We start from the raw sequence: 16,548 nt of genomic DNA on the forward strand, positions 1-16,548 counted from the left end.
TGTTTTGATGCTGGATTGCCGAACGGATGGGCTGCAGAACGCAGTTTTGCCCAACGGACAGCCAGAAGACCGTTTGCATACACACGGTCCCAGTTGACGCGCCCCCCATTCGGTGTGCCATCTACTGCCAGCTAATTGGGCGGCTCCTTATCACGGCCGTCTTCATCACGATGGGAACCAGACGGGGGACAACCATGCTGGATAAAGAACTGCGTTCGATGATCGGCCAGGTGAAGGACGGGCGAATGGATCGCCGCGCCTTTATCAAGCACATGGCCGCGGTCGGCCTCACCGCCCCCCTGGCCAACCAGATCCTCGCGCTTGGCGGCGTCGCCATGGCGGAGGGCGCCTCGACCTACAAGCCGACCAAGCGCGGCGGCGGCGGTGCGCTGAAGCTGTTGTGGTGGCAGGGTCCAACCTTGCTCAATCCGCATTTCGCCACCGGCACCAAGGACCAGGACGGCGCGCGTCTGTTCTATGAACCCCTCGCCTGCTGGGATCCCGACGGCAACATGAAGCTGGTGCTGGCGGCGGAGATTCCGTCGATCCAGAACGGCCTGCTCGCCGCCGACGGCAAGTCGGTGACCTGGAAGCTGAAGCCCGGCGTGAAGTGGCACGATGGCCAGCCGTTCACGGCTGACGACGTCGTGTTCAACTGGGAATACGCCAAGGATCCGGCGACCTCCGCACTGACGATCGCGACGCTCCGCGACATCACGGTCGAGAAGGTGGATGAGCTCACGGTGCGCATCGTCTTCAACAAGCCGACGCCGTTCTGGGCCGACGCCTTCGTCGGGGCGCCCAACACCATCATCCCGAAACATCTGTTCAAGGACTACACGGGGTCCAAGTCGCGCGAGGCGCCGACCAACCTCTCGCCGGTCGGCACCGGCCCCTACAAGTTCGTCGAGTTCAAGCCGGGCGATCTCGTTCGCGGCGTGCTCAACCCCGATTATCACATGCCGAACCGTCCCTATTTCGATTCGGTCGAGATGAAGGGCGGCGGCGACGCCGTCTCGGCCGCGCGTGCGGTGATCCAGACCGGCGAGTATGATTTCGGCTGGAACATCCAGGTCGAGGACGACGTGCTGTTGCGCCTGGAGAAGGGCGGCAAGGGAAAGACCGTCTATGCCGTCGGCGGCGACACCGAATTCATCGCACTGAACTTCACCGATCCCAACACCGAGGTCGACGGCGAACGCTCGTCGATCAAGACCAAGCACCCGCTGTTTTCCGATCCGGCGGTGCGCAAGGCGCTCTCGCTGCTGATCGATCGCGAGTCGGTCAAGAAGGCGATCTACGGCCGCGCCGGCCGCACCACCGCGAACTTCCTCAACGGGCCCGAAAAATTCGTGTCCAAGAACACCTCGTGGGAATTCAGCATCGAGAAGGCCTCGAAGATGCTCGACGATGCCGGCTGGAAGCCGGGCGCCGACGGCATCCGCGAGAAGGACGGCAAGAAGCTCAAGCTCGTCTACCAGACCTCGATCAACGGCCCGCGCCAGAAGACCCAGGCGATCGTCAAGCAGGCCTGCCAGAAGGCCGGCATCGACGTCGAGCTGAAATCGGTCGTCGCCTCGGTGTTCTTCTCCTCCGACGTCGGCAATCCCGACACCTACTCCAAGTTCTACGCCGACATGGAGATGTTCCAGATCCCGCTGAGCCAGCCGGATCCGTCGCAGCACATGCGCCGCTATCTCTCGACCCTGGTCGCCACCAAGGAGAACAAGTGGCAGGGCACCAACTTCCCGCGCTGGGTCAACAAGGAGTACGACGCGACCATCCAGGCCGCGGACGGCGAGATGGATCCGGTCAAGCGCGCTGCGCTCTACATCAAGGCCAATGACCTCATGTACCAGGACACGGTGTTCATCCCGGTGCAGCATCGCCTGAAGGTCGAAGCGGCCGCCAACAACCTGCGGCCGGTCGTTTCCGGCTGGGCCAACGAGACCGACAATCTGTTCGACTGGTACCGCGAGGAATGATCCCCCAGCGCTAGACGGGGGCTTTCCCTCATGAGTCAATATGTTCTACGTCGCCTGCTGATCGCGATTCCGAGCCTGCTCGGAATCTCGGCCGTGCTGTTCTTCGTGCTGGCGCTTGCGCCCGGCGATCCCTTCTCCGAATTGGCGACGAATCCGAACGTTCCGCCCGAAGTGCAGGCCGCACTTCGGGCCAAGTTCGGCCTCGACGATCCGATCCATCTTCGCTACCTGCATTGGCTCAGCGCCATGCTGCACGGCGACTGGGGCTTCTCCTTCGTCAGCCGGATGAACGTCGACACGCTCATCCTGCAGCGCCTGCCGGCCACGCTCTACGTGATCGGCTCGGCGCAGATCCTGGCCCTGCTGATCGCGATCCCGGTCGGCGTCTATGCCGCGACCAAGCCCTATTCGCTGTTCGACCAGATCGCCAACACGCTCGCCTTCGTCGGCTTCTCGCTGCCGACCTTCTTCACCGGCATCCTGTTCATCCTGATCTTCTCGGTCACGCTGGACTGGCTGCCGTTCGTCTATACCACCGACATCAAGGCCACCGGCATCCACTGGGTGCTGGAGATGATCCGCCAGGCGATCATGCCGGTGGCGGTGCTCGGCCTGTTCCAGGCGGCGTCGATGACGCGGTTCGTGCGTTCGGCGATGCTGGACGTGATCCGGCTCGACTACGTCACCACCGCCCGCGCCAAGGGGCTCGGGCAGGCCAAGGTCATCGTCAAGCACGTGATGCGCAACGCCATGATCCCGGTCGTGACGTTGATCGCGCTGCAGATGCCCGCGGTGTTCGGCGGCGCCATCGTCACCGAGCAGATCTTCCGCATCCCCGGCATCGGCTCGCTGCTGATCTCCTCCATCCTCTCCAACGACACGCCGGTGGTGATGGCCGTCACCTTCGTCTTCGCGTGTCTCGTCGTGCTGTTCAATCTCATCGCGGACGTGCTTTATGGCTGGCTTGACCCTCGCATCTCCCTCCGCTGAGCGGCGCGTCTACTCGCCCTGGCGCGAGACGTGGCGGCGTTACAGCCGCCACAAGCTCGCCGTCGTCAGCGCCTTCCTGCTCCTCATTCTGGTTCTCGCCGTCGTGGCCGGGCCGTTCGTGTGGCGTGTGAAGATCAACGACATCGACATCGTCGCGGGCATGCAGGGGCCGTCGCTCGCCCATCCGTTCGGGACCGACGATCTCGGGCAGGACATCCTGGCGCGCATGATCTATGGCGGCCGCATCTCGCTCGCGGTCGGCCTCGCCGCGATGCTGGTCTCGGTCTTCATCGGCACGCTGATCGGCGCGCTCGCCGGCATGTCGCGCGGTGCGCTCGGGCACGGCCTGATGTGGCTGACCGACCTCTTCCTGTCGCTGCCGCAACTGCCGCTGCTGCTCCTGCTCATCTACCTGTTCCGCGACGGGTTGAAACAGGTGTTCGGCCCCGAAGGCGGCATCTTCATCCTGATCGTGCTCGTGATCGGGGGGCTGCGCTGGATGCCGGTGGCGCGGCTCGTGCGCGCGCAATTCCTGTCGATTCGCGAGAAGGAGTTCGTCGAGGCTGCACGCGCGCTCGGGGCCAGCCCGGTGCGGCAGGTGGTGCGGCATATCCTGCCCAATGCGCTCGGCCCGGTGATCATCGCCGGCACCATCGACGTTGCCGCCGCGATCATCGCGGAATCGACGCTGTCCTTCCTCGGCCTCGGTTTTCCGCCGGATACGCCGACCTGGGGCCGGCTGCTGTATGACGCCAAGGACTTTCTCGACATCGGCCCGCACTGGGCGCTGTTCCCGGGCGGCGCGATCTTCATCGCGGTGGTGGCCATCAACTTCATCGGCGACGGTCTGCGTGACGCGCTCGATGCGCGACGGGTGATCTGATGGCGCCGCTGCTCGAGATCAAGGGACTGAAGACCCACTTCTCCACCGATGACGGCATCCTGCAGGCCGTCGACGGCGTCGACATCTCCATCAACCGGGGCGAGACGCTTTGCGTCGTCGGCGAGTCCGGCTGCGGCAAGACCGTCACCGCGATGTCGATCCTGAAGCTGATCGCGATGCCGCCGGGCCGCATCGCGGCGGGCCAGATCATCTTCGAGGGCCGCGACCTGGTGCCGCTGACCAGCAATCAGCTCGACGAGATCAGGGCCAAGGAGATCGGCTTCATCTTCCAGGAGCCGATGACCTCGCTCAACCCGGTGCTGACCATCGGCGAGCAGATCGCCGAGAGCCTGCGCCGCCACGAGGCCGTGACCAGAAAGCAGGCGCTCGATCGCACCATCGAGATGCTGAAGCTGGTGCAGATCCCCAACGCCGAAGGCAGGGTGCACAATTATCCGCACCAGTTTTCCGGCGGCATGCGCCAGCGCGTGATGATCGCGATGGCGCTGGCCTGCAAGCCGAAGCTGATCATCGCCGACGAGCCCACCACGGCGCTCGACGTCACCATCCAGGCCCAGATCCTCGACCTGCTCCAGGACATGAAGGAGCGCTTTGGCATGGCGGTGATGCTGATCACCCATGCCATGGGCGTCGTCGCCGAAACCGCGCAACGCGTCGTCGTGATGTATGCCGGCAAGGTCGTGGAGGAGGCGCCCGTCGACGACCTCTTCGACCATCCCGGCCATCCCTATACGCAAGGCCTGATCCGCTCGATCCCACGCATCGATCTCGACAGCGAGCACAAGACGCGGCTCGAGGCGATCGGCGGCTCGGTGCCGATCCTGATCAATCCGCCGGTCGGCTGCCGCTTTGCGCCGCGCTGCAAGTTCGCCATGAATGTCTGCACCGAGAAGGAGCCGCTGCTGCGCGAGATCGCGCCGGGTCACCGCATGGCCTGTCATCTCGGGGATCCGAACCTGGGAGCCGCGTCATGAGCGAACCCTTGCTCCGCGTCAGCGGCCTGAAGAAACATTTCCCCGTGCTCGGCGGCCTGTTGTCGCGCCAGGTCGGCACCGTCTATGCGGTCGACGGCGTGTCGTTCTCGGTCAACCGCGGCGAAACGCTCGGTCTCGTCGGCGAATCCGGCTGCGGCAAGTCGACGACGGGACGTTGCGTGCTGCGCCTGATCGAGCCGACCGACGGCGAGGTCGTCTTCGACGGCCAGGACGTGCGTCAGCTCGGCGGAAATGATCTGCGCGCGATGCGGCGGAACATGCAGCTGGTGTTCCAGGATCCCTTCGCCTCGCTCAATCCGCGCATGACGGTCGGCGCCATCCTCGGCGAGGCCTTCACCATCCACAATCTCGCATCGTCCGCGAAAGAGCGCGAGGAACGTGTCGCGGGACTCCTGGTCAAGGTCGGGCTCAAGGCCGAGCATATGCGGCGCTATCCGCATGAATTCTCGGGCGGCCAGCGCCAGCGCATCGTGATCGCGCGCGCGCTCGCGGTCGAGCCGAAGCTGATCGTCTGTGACGAGCCGGTCTCGGCGCTCGACGTGTCGATCCAGGCCCAGGTCATCAACCTGCTGGAAGACCTCCAGGCCGAGCTGAACCTCACCTATCTCTTCGTCGCGCACGACCTCTCGGTGGTCGAGCACATCTCCGACCGCGTCGCGGTGATGTATCTCGGACGCATCGTCGAGCTGGCGAAAGCGAGCGACCTCTACCGCAACCCGCAGCATCCCTACACCCGGGCGCTGCTCTCGGCGGTGCCGGTGCCCGATCCCAAGCTGAAGCGTGAGCGCATCCGCCTCAAGGGCGACGTGCCGAGCCCGATGAAGCCGCCGTCGGGCTGTCACTTCCACACCCGCTGCCCGATTGCCCAGCCGCGCTGCGCCGAGAGCGCGCCCGTGCTGAAGGAGGGCGCTGGAGGGCATTTCGTGGCGTGTCATCTGGCCTGACGCCGGCAGGCGATTGCGACGGATTGGTGCGGGGAGGGGAACGTGAGTCAGATCCATGATACCGGTCTCATCATGACTGAAGCGGAGCTGCTTTCGACTCGAGCCACTAAAATCGGCGCCGATGCGCGCCGGGCGTTGTGGGGATCTGCGCTGGGTTACGGCATGGATGGGTTCGATCTGCTCATCCTGGGCTTCATGCTGACGGCGATCTCGAGGGGTCTTCATCTGACGCAGCCGCAGGCTGCTTCGCTGGTGACCGCGACACTGGTCGGGGCGGTGCTCGGTGGCTTCGTCTTCGGCCTGCTATCCGACCGGCTCGGGCGGGTCCGCGTCCTGACCTGGAGCATTGTCCTGTTTGCGGTCTTCACGGGACTATGCGCCTTGGCTCAGGGTTATTGGGATCTCATGATCTACCGGGCCATCGCAGGCATCGGGCTCGGCGGCGAATTCGGCATAGGCATGGCGCTGGTCGCGGAGGCCTGGCCGTCGGACAAGCGGGCGCGGGCGACCTCCTATGTCGGTCTCGGCTGGCAATTCGGCGTGCTCTGTGCGGCGCTGGTGACGCCGGTGCTCCTGCCCCTCATCGGCTGGCGCGGCATGTTCGCGGTGGGGCTGTTTCCGGCTCTGGCTGCCTATGTGATCCGGCGCAGGCTGCACGAGCCCGACATCTTTCTGGCTCGTCGGGCCACGACGACGGATGCCGTCGCCTCGCTTCGCGCGCTCGTCGCCGACAGAGAGACGGCAAAGATCAGCCTTGCCATGGTCATCCTCTGCTCGGTGCAGAATTTCGGCTATTACGGCATCATGATCTGGCTGCCGAACTATCTCTCGACGCGGTTCGGCTATGGCCTCACCCAATCGGCAGTCTGGACCTCCGTCACCATTGCCGGCATGGCGCTTGGCATCTTTCTGTTCGGCCATGCGGCCGATCGCTTCGGTCGCCGACCTGCGTTTCTCACTTACATGCTGGGCGCAGCCGTCATGGTGCTGGTCTATTCGCAATTGACTGCCGCCACCGCGCTGTTGGTCGGCGGAGCCGTGATGGGCTTCTTCGTCAACGGCATGCTCGGCGGCTATGGCGCGCTGATGAGCGAGCTCTATCCGACCGCTTCGCGGGCGACTGCACAAAACGTGTTCTTCAATATCGGCCGCGCGGTCGCGGGGTTCGGTCCGCTGGTGGTCGGCCTGATCAGCGCGTCCTACGGCTTTCCGACGGCGATCGGTGCGTTGGCGCTGCTCTATTTGCTGGATGTCGTGGCGCTGCTCGCGCTGGTTCCAGAGCGGCGCGGCGCGGAGCTTGCCTGATCCGGCCTCTGCTCATGACGCCGCGAGCAGGCCGTGCTTCGCGAGCGCCTGCCTCAGAGCCTCCGGCGTGGTGTGATGATGCGCCAGGAGACCGGCTTCCTTCGCTCCGGCGACATTCTGCGCGAGGTCGTCGATGAAGAGAACGGTCGCGGGCACCACCTGCAGCTCGGACAGGCAGAGACGGTAGCAGCGCGGGTCCGGCTTCGCGGTCTTGAACTGGGCCGAGGTGTAGATGTTCGCGCCGAACAGCGGACGCAGCTCCGGCAGCAGCGTGTCGATGTGGTCCGCGACCAGCGTGGTGTTGTTGGTCAGCACGGCGATATCGACGGTTTTGCGTAAGCTCGCGGCAATTTCCAGCATCGCGCGATCCGCCTGCATCGAGCGGCGCCGCGCCTCGACCCATTCGTCGAGCGATAGCGGATAGCCGATGCGTTCGCCAAAGCCGCGCAGATAGTCGGCGGCGTCGAGCGCGCCGGAATCGCCGAGCAGCTCGAATCCACTGTCCCAGATCGCCTTGTAGACGGCGTCGCTGGTCGATCCCGCAAGCTCCGCGAGACACGCGACACGCTTGCCCCTGTCGTAGCCGCAGAGGACGTTGTCCATGTCGAACAGGACGAGCTTGATTGTATCGGTCACGGCAGCACTCTCGGGTCGGCCGGCGCCCGGCCGGGCCCGGACTCATATCCCGTCAGGCCGCAGGCGACAAACGGATGCGAGAAGGCGAGGGCGGATCCGTGTCACGCAGTCTTGGCTGGCCAGGGGACGACCTGTCCCGACATCACCAGGCGGTCACGGCCGCTGTCCTTGGCAGCGTAGAGCGCGCGGTCGGCGGCGGCGACCAGCGTGCTGCAATCCGTCGTGGCCTGGGCCGGACGAGCGGTTGCAGCGCCGACGCTGGCGGTGACCAGCCGGCTGGGCGGATTTTGCACGTGCAGCAGCGCGAGCTCGTGCAGCGCCCGGCGGATCCCTTCACCGACCTCGGCGCAACCGGCGGCGTCGGAATTGGGCAACAGGACGGCGAATTCCTCCCCGCCGTAGCGCGCCGCGAGGTCGGCCGGGCGCTTGGCATGGGCAGACAGAATCCGACCGATGGCACGCAGGCAACCATCGCCCGCCACGTGCCCGTAATGGTCGTTGAACTTCTTGAAATGATCGACGTCGATCAGGAGCAGCGAAAGCTGTGTGTCGTCGCGCCGCGCGCGCGCCCATTCGTCGGCGAGACGTTCGTCGAAGGCGCGCCGGTTGGCGAGGCCGGTGAGGCCGTCGGTCGTTGCAAGCGAGGCGAGCTTGTCCTGCAGGTCCTTCTGCTCGGTGATGTCGCGCACGACTGCGACGACACCGTCGATCTCGCCGCTGTCCGACGCCAGCGTCACGTGCAGTGCAGCCTCGGCCCAGATCTCGCCCTTGTCGCGATGACGCTGGCGATAGACGAACCGCGCTTCCTCCGCTTCGCCGTTCTTCAGCGCGGTGACGGCCTGCTCGACCCGTTCCGTGTCGTCGGAATGAATGCCGGCGAGCGACGAGGTGCCCAGCAGTTCCTCGGGCGACCAGCCGGTGATGCGCACGCATGAGGGAGACACGTAGAGCAACTGGTTGTCCAGTCCGATCCGGGTCACCATGTCGCTGGACTGCTCTGCCAACAGGCGGAAGTTCGCTTCCTGGGCGACCAGCGCCTGTGCCGTCCGCTGCCGCTGCAGCAACTGACGGACCAGGAGGAAACCGATCACCGCGATCAACAGGACGAGGCCGAGGACGAAGGTCATGCGTGCGGCGGCCGCTTTTCGCCACGGAGCCAGCACGTCGTCCTGCGACTTGCTCGCGAGCACCATCAGGGGGTAGCGGCTGCTGCGCTGATAGTAGCTCAGCCGCCTCACGCCATCGAGCGGCGACGTGAAATAGTAGATCGCCGCCGCGGGTCGGCTTCCCCACTCCCTGAACAGCGGCGTGTTGGACAGGTCGCGTCCGACGAAGGTGTCGCCTTCGTCGCGGCTGCGCGCCAGCAGGATGCCGCTGGTGTTGAGCAGCGATGCCGAGCCGTTCGGCCCGAAGTCGAACCGTTGGTAGAATTTCGCGAAATAGCTGACGTCGATCGTGAGCAGGGCAACGCCGGCGAAGCCGCCGTCGGCATCGTTGATCCGGCGCGAGGCCGTGATGATCCACTGGCCCCCGGCGCGGCTCTTGACGGGCCGCCCGATCAGCGTGCCCGTCTCCGGGGAGTCGCGATGGCGCTGGAAATATTCGCGGTCGCTGTTGTTGAGCTTGGAGAAGTCGAGGCGCTCCGTCGTGGCAAGCCAGCGGCCGGTGGCATCGTAGACGAAGATGCCGCGGATACGGTCCGATGATTTGCGTGTCGGCAGATAGGCCTGGAGTTTCGTGATCGTGTCCGGACCCATCCCGTCGATTTCGAGCCGGTGGACCAGTCCGACCAGCAGTGTGTCGGCCAGTTCGAACGTGTCGTCCGCATGCTGGATCAGGGAGTGGGCGAGGTTGGCGACGTCGATCTCGGCACTCCTGAGCTCGGCATTGCGTGCCTCCCATTCGCGCCAGATGCTCATGCCGAGGATCGCCACGCAGATGAGCACGACGAACCCAGCCGCCCAGAGCGGAAGGCGCGTCTTGCCGAGTTCGCGACTCGTCACCATCGGGCTTGCTCCAAATCGGAGCAAACCTCTCACTTTGACCTTAACGGCCTGTTGCAATATTTGCGATGATTGCGCAGGGTCCGTACTCTACCGGGGACCGTCGTGGATATCTCTCGATCGCCTTGCGGCCGGTGGATGTTCACGGCGGACGGCGCGAGATGGTTCCCGTCGAAATCAGCCGCGTCATTCCTCCAGCGTGAAGCCGACGCGCAGCGTCACCTGATAGTGGCGGACGGCGCCGTTCTCGATGTGGCCGCGGGTCTGCACAACCTCGAACCACTTCATCTCCCGAATGGTCTTCGACGCGCGGCTGACCGCATTTTTGATCGCGTCCTCGATCGAGGTCTCGGACGATCCGACCAGGTCCAGGATCTTGTAGACATGGTCCTTCTCGGCTGCAGGCATGATGGTCTCCCTCGGTTGCACTGCGGCACGCGCCCACGCGCCGTGCTCTCATCTGAACGGGCGCCGGGCGGTCCAGTTCCGTTCTGCGCGATGGCTTGCATGCGCCGGCCGAGGTGGAGCGGCCGGTGGCCGCCTGCTATGCGCAATCCATGGATCCCGCACGACGCGACAGGATGATCGGCTCTCTCTGCCTCGGTGTCACGGCCTTCGGCTGGGCGTTGAACTGGCCGCTGATGAAGCTGCTGCTGCAGCAATGGCCGCCTTTGTTCGCGCGCGGGCTTGCGGGTGTTTGCGCCTCGCTCATCCTTGGTGCCCTGGTGTTGAGCCGGAAGGAATCGTTCGTCGTTCCGCGCGAGGCGATCCCGCGGCTGGTGTTCGCGACCTTCACCAACGTCTTTGCCTGGATGGGGCTCGGCACGGTCGCGATGAAGTACGTGACGGTGAGCGAGGGCGCCCTGCTCGCCTACACCATGCCGATCTGGGCGATGCTGTTCGCCTGGCCGGCGCTGCATGCACGGCCGGCCCCGCGCGATATCTTCGGGCTCGTCCTCGGTGTCGCCGGCGTCACGCTGCTCCTGAGCGGCAACGGTCTTGCGTTCGGCGCCGACAAGCTGCTGGGTATTGTGCTGGCGCTGTCTTGCGCCATCCTGTTCGCGCTCGGCAACGTGCTCAACCGCAAGCCGCTGCCGATGCCGCCGCTGGTCGTCGTCGCCTGGCAGGTCGGGCTCGGCTGCGCCACGATGCTGATCCTCGGCGTCGCGTTCGAGCGTCCCGACGTCACCGCGATCACCCCGCTGGGGCTCGGCTGCTTCGTCTACATGACGCTGGTGCCGATGGGGATCTGCTACGTCACCTGGTTCGAGACGCTGCGCCGTCTGCCACCGACCACGGCCTCGACCGGCATGTTGATCGTACCCGTGATCGGCGTCGTCTCCGCCGCCATCATTCTCGGCGAGCCGCTGGGCTATCGCGAATGGACGGCGATGGCGCTCACGCTCGGCGGCGTGACGCTGGCCCTGCAGCGGGGGTGAGGGCGCCGGCGCCTCCTACGGATCCAGCTCCGTATCCCAGTAGAGATAATCCAGCCAGCTGTCGTGCAGATAGTTCGGCGGAAACAGGCGGCCGTTGCGGTGGAGCTGGTGCACGGTCGGCGCAAACGCGCTCTGGCGCGGAAACATTCTTGCTTGCGCCGGCGTCAGATTGCCCTTGCGCAGGTTACACGGCGAGCATGCCGCGACCACGTTCTCCCAGGTGGTCTGGCCGCCTTTGCTGCGCGGGATGATGTGATCGAAGGTGAGGTCTTCGGGCGAGCCGCAATATTGGCAGGCGAAACGATCGCGCAGAAAGACGTTGAAACGGGTGAAGGCGGGGTGGGTGGTCGGCTTGACGAAGGACTTGAGCGAGACGACGCTCGGCAGCTGCATTTGCAGCGTCGGACTGTGGACCGCCTGATCGTAGTGAGCGACGATGTTGACGCGGTCGAGGAACACCGCCTTGATCGCGTCCTGCCACGACCAAAGAGACAGCGGGTAGTAACTCAGCGGCCGGAAGTCCGCATTCAGCACCAACACCGGCCAACTGCCTTGCGAGACATGTGCGTTCAAGTAACGCTCCCGGCCTCCAATATACGCTGCGAAGCAGCATGTGTTGACATACTACATGCAGCGTGACGGGATTGTGAAGCCCGTTGAGCGACTTATTCAGGCGCAAGCAATGCGGCGCCGGGGTGGCGAAGGCGCACAAAAAGCCGCGATCTGGCGGAGGCATGCGGCGGGCGCGGAACTGCCTGCCTCTGCACGTCGTGACGTGCCGTGGCAGCTACTCCCGGACCCGCTCCAGCTTCTGCAGGCATCGCGTGGCGCGCACCGTTGCCGGCATCTCCTCGTCCGGAAAGCTGGTCTTCCAGTCGGTGACGCCGACCTCGCCGACATAGATGTCGCCCTTCGAATCCAGCGCGATGCCGTGCGGCGCCAGGAATTTGCCGCTGGCAATGCCCGGGCCGTCCTCGCCGCCGAGCCGTGCGATGCGCTGGCCCTTGGCGTCCACGATCGACAGTCGCGGGCCGAGATTGGGCACCTTGCGGTTGACGGCCATGCCGGGGCCGAGCTCGCCGATCACGAAGGTCGGGCTCTTCGCTCCGCCGCAGCAGCACAGCGCACAAGGGCGGTGCAAATTGTTCCACTGCGTCTCGTATTTGCCTTCGCCGTTGAACACCTGCACGCGATGGTTCTCGCGGTCGGCGACATAGACCCAGCCGTCGGGATCGGTGGCAATATTGTGCACGATGTTGAACTGGCCAGGATCGGTGCCCGGCTCGCCCCAGCTCGTCATCAACTTCCCGTCCGGCGTGAATTTATGCACGCGCGCATTGCCATAGCCGTCGGAGACGTAGATCTCGCCCTTCGGCGACAGCGCAGTGTGGGTGCAGCGGTGGAACGGCTCGCCGCTCATGAACGGCGACGGTTTTGCGGGGATGCCGATGGTCAGCAGCACCTTGCCGTCGGTGGTGCATTTGCGCACGGTGTGGTCGCCGTCATCGGTGCAATAGAGATTGTCGTCGGCGTCGATGTGCAGGCCGTGCGCGCGCGAGAACAACCCTTCGCCAAAACTGCGCAGGAAATTGCCCTCGCGGTCCAGGACGACCATCGGATGAGCGCCGCGGTTGAAGACGTAGACGCGGTCCTTGCTGTCGACCGCGACCGAGGCGACGTCGGTGAGCTGCCAGCCGCCCGGCAACTTTGCGAAGTTGTCGACGACGCGATAGCGATGCTCGCCGCTGCCGAGAATGGCTGGCACTGATCTCTCCTCTTGTCATTCCGGGGCGCGATGAAGTCGCGAGCCCGGAATCCATTGGGCCGCGGGTCCCGGAGTCTCCATGGATTCCGGGTTCGCGCTACGCGCGTCCCGGAATGACGACTGTGATTACGTCCGCCCCAAAATTCCCTCCTCGATCGCCTTGATCTGCAGCGCGAGAAATTTCGAGTTGATGCGGCATTGCGCGAGGCTGCCGGCGATGAACCAGAGGCCGGGCTGCCGAGTGCGCGCGTACATGTTGCGCAGCTCGAAGCCGTCGCCAAAGCCCCAGATCGGGCCGACGCGGTCGGCGACGGCATCGCCGAACAGCTTTCGCACGAGGTATTCCTGCGGCTTGTAGCCGGTGGAGAGCACGACGAGGTCGGCCGCAAGGGTCGAGCCGTCCTTCATCCGTGCGCCTTCGGTGACGAAGCTCTCGATGTCGGCAAATTGCCTGAGCCTGATCTTGCCCTCGACAATCAAATTGGAGCAGCCGACGTTGAAATAATAGCCGCCGCCGCGGGTGAGGTATTTGAATTGCCACCCCGTTCCGGCCTCGCCGAAATCGAGCTCGAAGCCGACGCGGGCAAGGCCGTCGAGCAGCTCCTTGTCGAGCTGTTTCGACTGCTCGGTCAGCATGACGTGCGTCTTCTTCGCGAGCGGCGTCGGCATCGAGGCCGCGATCAAATCGTTGTCCTCGAGCGTGCCCTCATTGTAGGTGGCATAAGCAAGCTGCGCCGACGGTTCGATATTGGTGACGAGGGTGGGCGAGCGCTGCACCAGCGTCACCTCGGCGCCGCTGGAATAGAGATCCTGCGCGATGTCGTGGCCGCTGTTGCCGGTGCCGATGACGATCGCGCGCTTGCCGGTCCAGCTCTCGCCGTCCTCGTAGCGGCTGGAATGCAGCAGCGTCCCCTTGAAATTGTCGAGGGTCGGAATAGCAGGAATGTTGGCAATGCCGCTGACGCCGGTCGCCATGATGACATGGCGTGGCTGCATGGTGCGCTTGCCCCCGTCGGCGCGCCGCAATGTCACCGTCCAGCATGCCTTCGCCTCGTCATAGGCGCCGCCCTCGAATTCGGTGCCGGTCCAGAAGTTCAGCTCCATCGCGTCGACGTAAGCTTCGAACCAGTTGGCGAGCTTGTCCTTGGGGATATAGGTCGGCCAGCTCGGCGGAAACGGCATGTAGGGCAAATGATTGACCTGCACCTGGTTGTGCAGGGTCAGCGCATGATAGCGCTTGCGCCAATTGTCGCCGATCCGCGTCTCGCGATCGACGATCAGCGTGTCGACTTGCAATTGCTTCAGCCGCGCTGCGATCGCAAGCCCGGCTTGGCCGCCGCCGACCACCAGCACGGCCGGATCGCGGTCGGCATAGTCGCGCGAGGCGTTGCGCAGATCGAGCCAGTTCGGCCCGCGGAAATCGCGCGAATAGGCCTGGCCGCGTGGTCGCGAGGTGCCGAGCCGCTCCTCGAATCCCCTGAGCTCCTCGAGCGCGGTCAGCAGTGTCCACGCTTTCAGACGGTCGCCGTCAGCGGTATCCGGAATGAGCCGGATGATGCCGCTGCCGCGCCCGATCGCGGTTTCGAACTTGAAGATCGCCTCGATGGTATTGGTGCCGGCGCGCGTTACCCAGCGCGGCGGTGCGCGGTCGGGCGCGATCTTGAAATCGGTTGGTGACGCTCTGGGCGCGAGCGCGGCCAGCGCTTGCGCAATCGTGTCGCGGCCGGCGAGCGTTTGCAGGTTCCAGCTCAGCGCCAGCGCGTCGCGCCAGAAGCTGTCGGCGAGGAAGAGATGGCCGAGCGCATCGGGCTCGGGCTTGCCCAGCGTGCGCTCGAATGCATCGAGCCAGGCCTGCGCGGATGCGGCGATATCCTTCGTCCTGTCCAGCATGCGACCTCGTGGCCGTCTTCGCGGCGTTTCCTCGGGTCGAAGCTATCCTGTTTCGCGGGCCGCCAAAAGCCGGCGACCCCAGCGATGCCGGCATATGGCACTGCTCGGACGGAATGTGCCGGCGATGCCCTGGCCGGGCTTCGGCGGTGAACTAAGGCCCGCCCGCCTTGTGGTCAGCCCAATAGGGATCGCGCAGCTTGCGTTTGAAGATCTTTCCGGTCGCCTCGCGGGGCAGCGCATCCAGGAACTGAACGTCCTTCGGCACCTTGAAGTTGGCCAGCCGGTCGCGCAGCCAGCCTTGTACGGCGCCGGCGGAGAGCTGTGCGCCGCTGTCGGGCTCGATGCAGGCGCATAACCGCTCGCCGTATTCCGCGTCAGGGACGCCGAAGACGGCGCAATCGCGCACGCCGGGCATTCCGATCAGCACGCTCTCGATCTCGGCGGGATAGATGTTGACGCCGCCCGAGATCACCATGTCGCGCTTGCGGTCGCACAGGAACAGATAGCCGTCTTCGTCGAGATAGCCGACATCGCCGACGCTGACGAGACCCTCGCGCCCCGCCTCGGCCCTGGCCTGCGCCTTGCCGTGATAGTCGAAATCCGGCACCGCCGTCTGCCGCATGAAGATCTCGCCGACCTCGCCGACGCCGCAGAGGCTGCCGTCATCGCGAAAGATCTTGACGATGCCGCCTTCGATGGCGCAGCCGACCGTCCCGGGCTTCTTCAGGGCTTCCTCGGCCGAATGCCACACCGGGATTCCGGTCTCGGTCGAGCCGAAATATTCGTTGATGACCGGTCCCCACCATTCGATCATGGCCCGCTTGACCTCGGGCGGGCAGGGCGCGGCGCCATGCACGACGAACCGCAGTGACGACAGGTCATAGCGATGGCGCACCGCCTCGGGCAGGCGGAGCAGGCGCACGAACATGGTCGGCACCATGTGGATGTGCGTCACGCGGTGCCGCTCGATCAGCGCCAAGAGTTCCTCGGCGTCGAACCGCGCCTGCAGCACGATGGTGCAGCCGTTGCGGAACGCCATCATGCCGTAGGAATGCGGCGCCGAATGATACATCGGCCCGTTGATCAGCACGATCTGGCCCTCGCGCGGCTTGATGCCGTAGGCGATGGCGCCGACGCGCTCGGAGGCGGCGGCCTGCTCGGGAGGCATCGGCATGCGCCGCACGCCCTTCGGCATGCCCGTGGTGCCCGACGTATAGATCATCGCGGCGGCGCGGCGCGGCGCCTCCTGGGTTTCGGTGTGGCCGTCGCGCCAGCGGTCCCAATCGGTCAGTCCGGCGGGAACCTCGGTCAACCCCGGAGGAAGGGCGAACGTCGCCGCAAGCTCCGGCGGACTTGCGACGACGAGCAGGCGGACGTCGTCGGGGATCCCGGCGCGGATCTGCGGCAGCAGGTCGGCATGGCAAACCAGGATCTTCGCGCCGCTGTCAGTCAGGATGTAGCGGACTTCCTCGGCCTTGAGATGCCAGTTGATCGGCACCACCGGACTGCCGAGCGCGGCAGAGGCCGCAACCACTTCGAACAGCGCGAAATCGTTGCGCAGCATCATGGCGACTGGCGCGCCTTCGGCAAGATCCATCTCGCGAAGCCCGCTCGCCGCGCGTTTGATGCGCGCCTGGATCTCGTCATAGCCGATCCGGCGTTCGCCGCTGATGATCATGGCCTGTCCTTGTT

Annotated in this window: 14 protein-coding genes; 7 read left to right on the plus strand and 7 right to left on the minus strand. The window is 65.2% G+C overall.

Annotation, left to right across the window (positions count from 1 at the left end; genetic code table 11):
• Window positions 1-194 precede the first annotated feature (194 nt).
• Genes XH83_RS04255 through XH83_RS04280 form a run of 6 tightly spaced genes read left to right on the plus strand, consistent with a single transcriptional unit; the run spans window position 195 to window position 7,123 of the window.
• The gene (locus XH83_RS04255; protein ID WP_194405828.1) at window positions 195-1,985 is read left to right on the plus strand and encodes a peptide ABC transporter substrate-binding protein; all 1,791 of its coding nucleotides are present in this window, start codon (window positions 195-197) and stop codon (window positions 1,983-1,985) included.
• 30 nt (window positions 1,986-2,015) lie between these two features.
• The gene (locus XH83_RS04260; protein ID WP_194405829.1) at window positions 2,016-2,975 is read left to right on the plus strand and encodes an ABC transporter permease; all 960 of its coding nucleotides are present in this window, start codon (window positions 2,016-2,018) and stop codon (window positions 2,973-2,975) included.
• Window positions 2,941-3,858, plus strand: a complete 918-nt coding sequence (locus tag XH83_RS04265; RefSeq protein ID WP_194405830.1) for an ABC transporter permease — start codon at window positions 2,941-2,943, stop codon at window positions 3,856-3,858. The genes XH83_RS04260 and XH83_RS04265 overlap by 35 nt, the downstream gene beginning before the upstream one ends.
• On the plus strand, window positions 3,858-4,853 hold the full coding sequence (locus XH83_RS04270; protein ID WP_194405831.1) for an ABC transporter ATP-binding protein: 996 nt from the start codon (window positions 3,858-3,860) through the stop codon (window positions 4,851-4,853). Before XH83_RS04265 ends, XH83_RS04270 begins: the two co-directional genes overlap by 1 nt.
• Window positions 4,850-5,818, plus strand: coding sequence for an ABC transporter ATP-binding protein (locus tag XH83_RS04275; protein WP_194405832.1), 969 nt, complete (start codon window positions 4,850-4,852; stop codon window positions 5,816-5,818). The genes XH83_RS04270 and XH83_RS04275 overlap by 4 nt, the downstream gene beginning before the upstream one ends.
• 42 nt (window positions 5,819-5,860) lie before the next feature.
• On the plus strand, window positions 5,861-7,123 hold the full coding sequence (locus XH83_RS04280) for an MFS transporter (protein WP_246776415.1): 1,263 nt from the start codon (window positions 5,861-5,863) through the stop codon (window positions 7,121-7,123).
• A gap of 12 nt (window positions 7,124-7,135) precedes the next feature.
• On the opposite strand, the gene XH83_RS04285 is transcribed toward XH83_RS04280, so the two are convergent.
• The 3 genes from XH83_RS04285 to XH83_RS04295 form a co-directional block, all read right to left on the minus strand.
• Window positions 7,136-7,726, minus strand: a complete 591-nt coding sequence (locus tag XH83_RS04285) for an HAD family phosphatase (RefSeq protein ID WP_194408163.1) — start codon at window positions 7,724-7,726, stop codon at window positions 7,136-7,138.
• 134 nt (window positions 7,727-7,860) lie between these two features.
• Window positions 7,861-9,765, minus strand: coding sequence for a diguanylate cyclase domain-containing protein (locus XH83_RS04290; RefSeq protein WP_194405833.1), 1,905 nt, complete (start codon window positions 9,763-9,765; stop codon window positions 7,861-7,863).
• Window positions 9,766-9,948: 183 nt separating this feature from the next.
• Window positions 9,949-10,170 (minus strand): dodecin, encoded by a 222-nt coding sequence (locus tag XH83_RS04295; RefSeq protein ID WP_194405834.1) that lies wholly within the window; start codon window positions 10,168-10,170, stop codon window positions 9,949-9,951.
• A gap of 149 nt (window positions 10,171-10,319) precedes the next feature.
• Between XH83_RS04295 and XH83_RS04300 the strand changes: the two genes are divergently transcribed.
• The gene (locus XH83_RS04300) at window positions 10,320-11,201 is read left to right on the plus strand and encodes a DMT family transporter (protein WP_194408164.1); all 882 of its coding nucleotides are present in this window, start codon (window positions 10,320-10,322) and stop codon (window positions 11,199-11,201) included.
• A gap of 15 nt (window positions 11,202-11,216) precedes the next feature.
• Here XH83_RS04300 and XH83_RS04305 read toward each other — a convergent pair whose 3' ends face one another.
• From XH83_RS04305 to XH83_RS04320, 4 genes are all read right to left on the minus strand, one after another.
• Window positions 11,217-11,774 (minus strand): HNH endonuclease, encoded by a 558-nt coding sequence (locus tag XH83_RS04305; protein WP_194405835.1) that lies wholly within the window; start codon window positions 11,772-11,774, stop codon window positions 11,217-11,219.
• Window positions 11,775-11,988: 214 nt separating this feature from the next.
• The gene (locus tag XH83_RS04310) at window positions 11,989-12,966 is read right to left on the minus strand and encodes a peptidyl-alpha-hydroxyglycine alpha-amidating lyase family protein (RefSeq protein ID WP_194405836.1); all 978 of its coding nucleotides are present in this window, start codon (window positions 12,964-12,966) and stop codon (window positions 11,989-11,991) included.
• 126 nt (window positions 12,967-13,092) lie between these two features.
• Complete coding sequence (locus XH83_RS04315; RefSeq protein ID WP_194405837.1) at window positions 13,093-14,856, minus strand: NAD(P)/FAD-dependent oxidoreductase; 1,764 nt, start codon at window positions 14,854-14,856, stop codon at window positions 13,093-13,095.
• A gap of 151 nt (window positions 14,857-15,007) precedes the next feature.
• On the minus strand, window positions 15,008-16,534 hold the full coding sequence (locus tag XH83_RS04320; protein ID WP_194405838.1) for an acyl-CoA synthetase: 1,527 nt from the start codon (window positions 16,532-16,534) through the stop codon (window positions 15,008-15,010).
• Window positions 16,535-16,548: the final 14 nt, after the last annotated feature.

The organism is Bradyrhizobium sp. CCBAU 53351, from assembly GCF_015291745.1.
GTDB lineage: Bacteria > Pseudomonadota > Alphaproteobacteria > Rhizobiales > Xanthobacteraceae > Bradyrhizobium.

Coding starts and splice junctions, on each gene's coding strand:
- XH83_RS04320 (WP_194405838.1), bottom strand. CDS start 16,534: ATGATCATCAGCGGCGAACGCCGGATCGGCTATGACGAGATCCAGGCG.
- XH83_RS04265 (WP_194405830.1), top strand. CDS start 2,941: ATGGCTGGCTTGACCCTCGCATCTCCCTCCGCTGAGCGGCGCGTCTAC.
- XH83_RS04290 (WP_194405833.1), bottom strand. CDS start 9,765: ATGGTGACGAGTCGCGAACTCGGCAAGACGCGCCTTCCGCTCTGGGCG.
- XH83_RS04295 (WP_194405834.1), bottom strand. CDS start 10,170: ATGCCTGCAGCCGAGAAGGACCATGTCTACAAGATCCTGGACCTGGTC.
- XH83_RS04315 (WP_194405837.1), bottom strand. CDS start 14,856: ATGCTGGACAGGACGAAGGATATCGCCGCATCCGCGCAGGCCTGGCTC.
- XH83_RS04275 (WP_194405832.1), top strand. CDS start 4,850: ATGAGCGAACCCTTGCTCCGCGTCAGCGGCCTGAAGAAACATTTCCCC.
- XH83_RS04270 (WP_194405831.1), top strand. CDS start 3,858: ATGGCGCCGCTGCTCGAGATCAAGGGACTGAAGACCCACTTCTCCACC.
- XH83_RS04255 (WP_194405828.1), top strand. CDS start 195: ATGCTGGATAAAGAACTGCGTTCGATGATCGGCCAGGTGAAGGACGGG.
- XH83_RS04300 (WP_194408164.1), top strand. CDS start 10,320: ATGGATCCCGCACGACGCGACAGGATGATCGGCTCTCTCTGCCTCGGT.
- XH83_RS04285 (WP_194408163.1), bottom strand. CDS start 7,726: ATGGACAACGTCCTCTGCGGCTACGACAGGGGCAAGCGTGTCGCGTGT.
- XH83_RS04260 (WP_194405829.1), top strand. CDS start 2,016: ATGAGTCAATATGTTCTACGTCGCCTGCTGATCGCGATTCCGAGCCTG.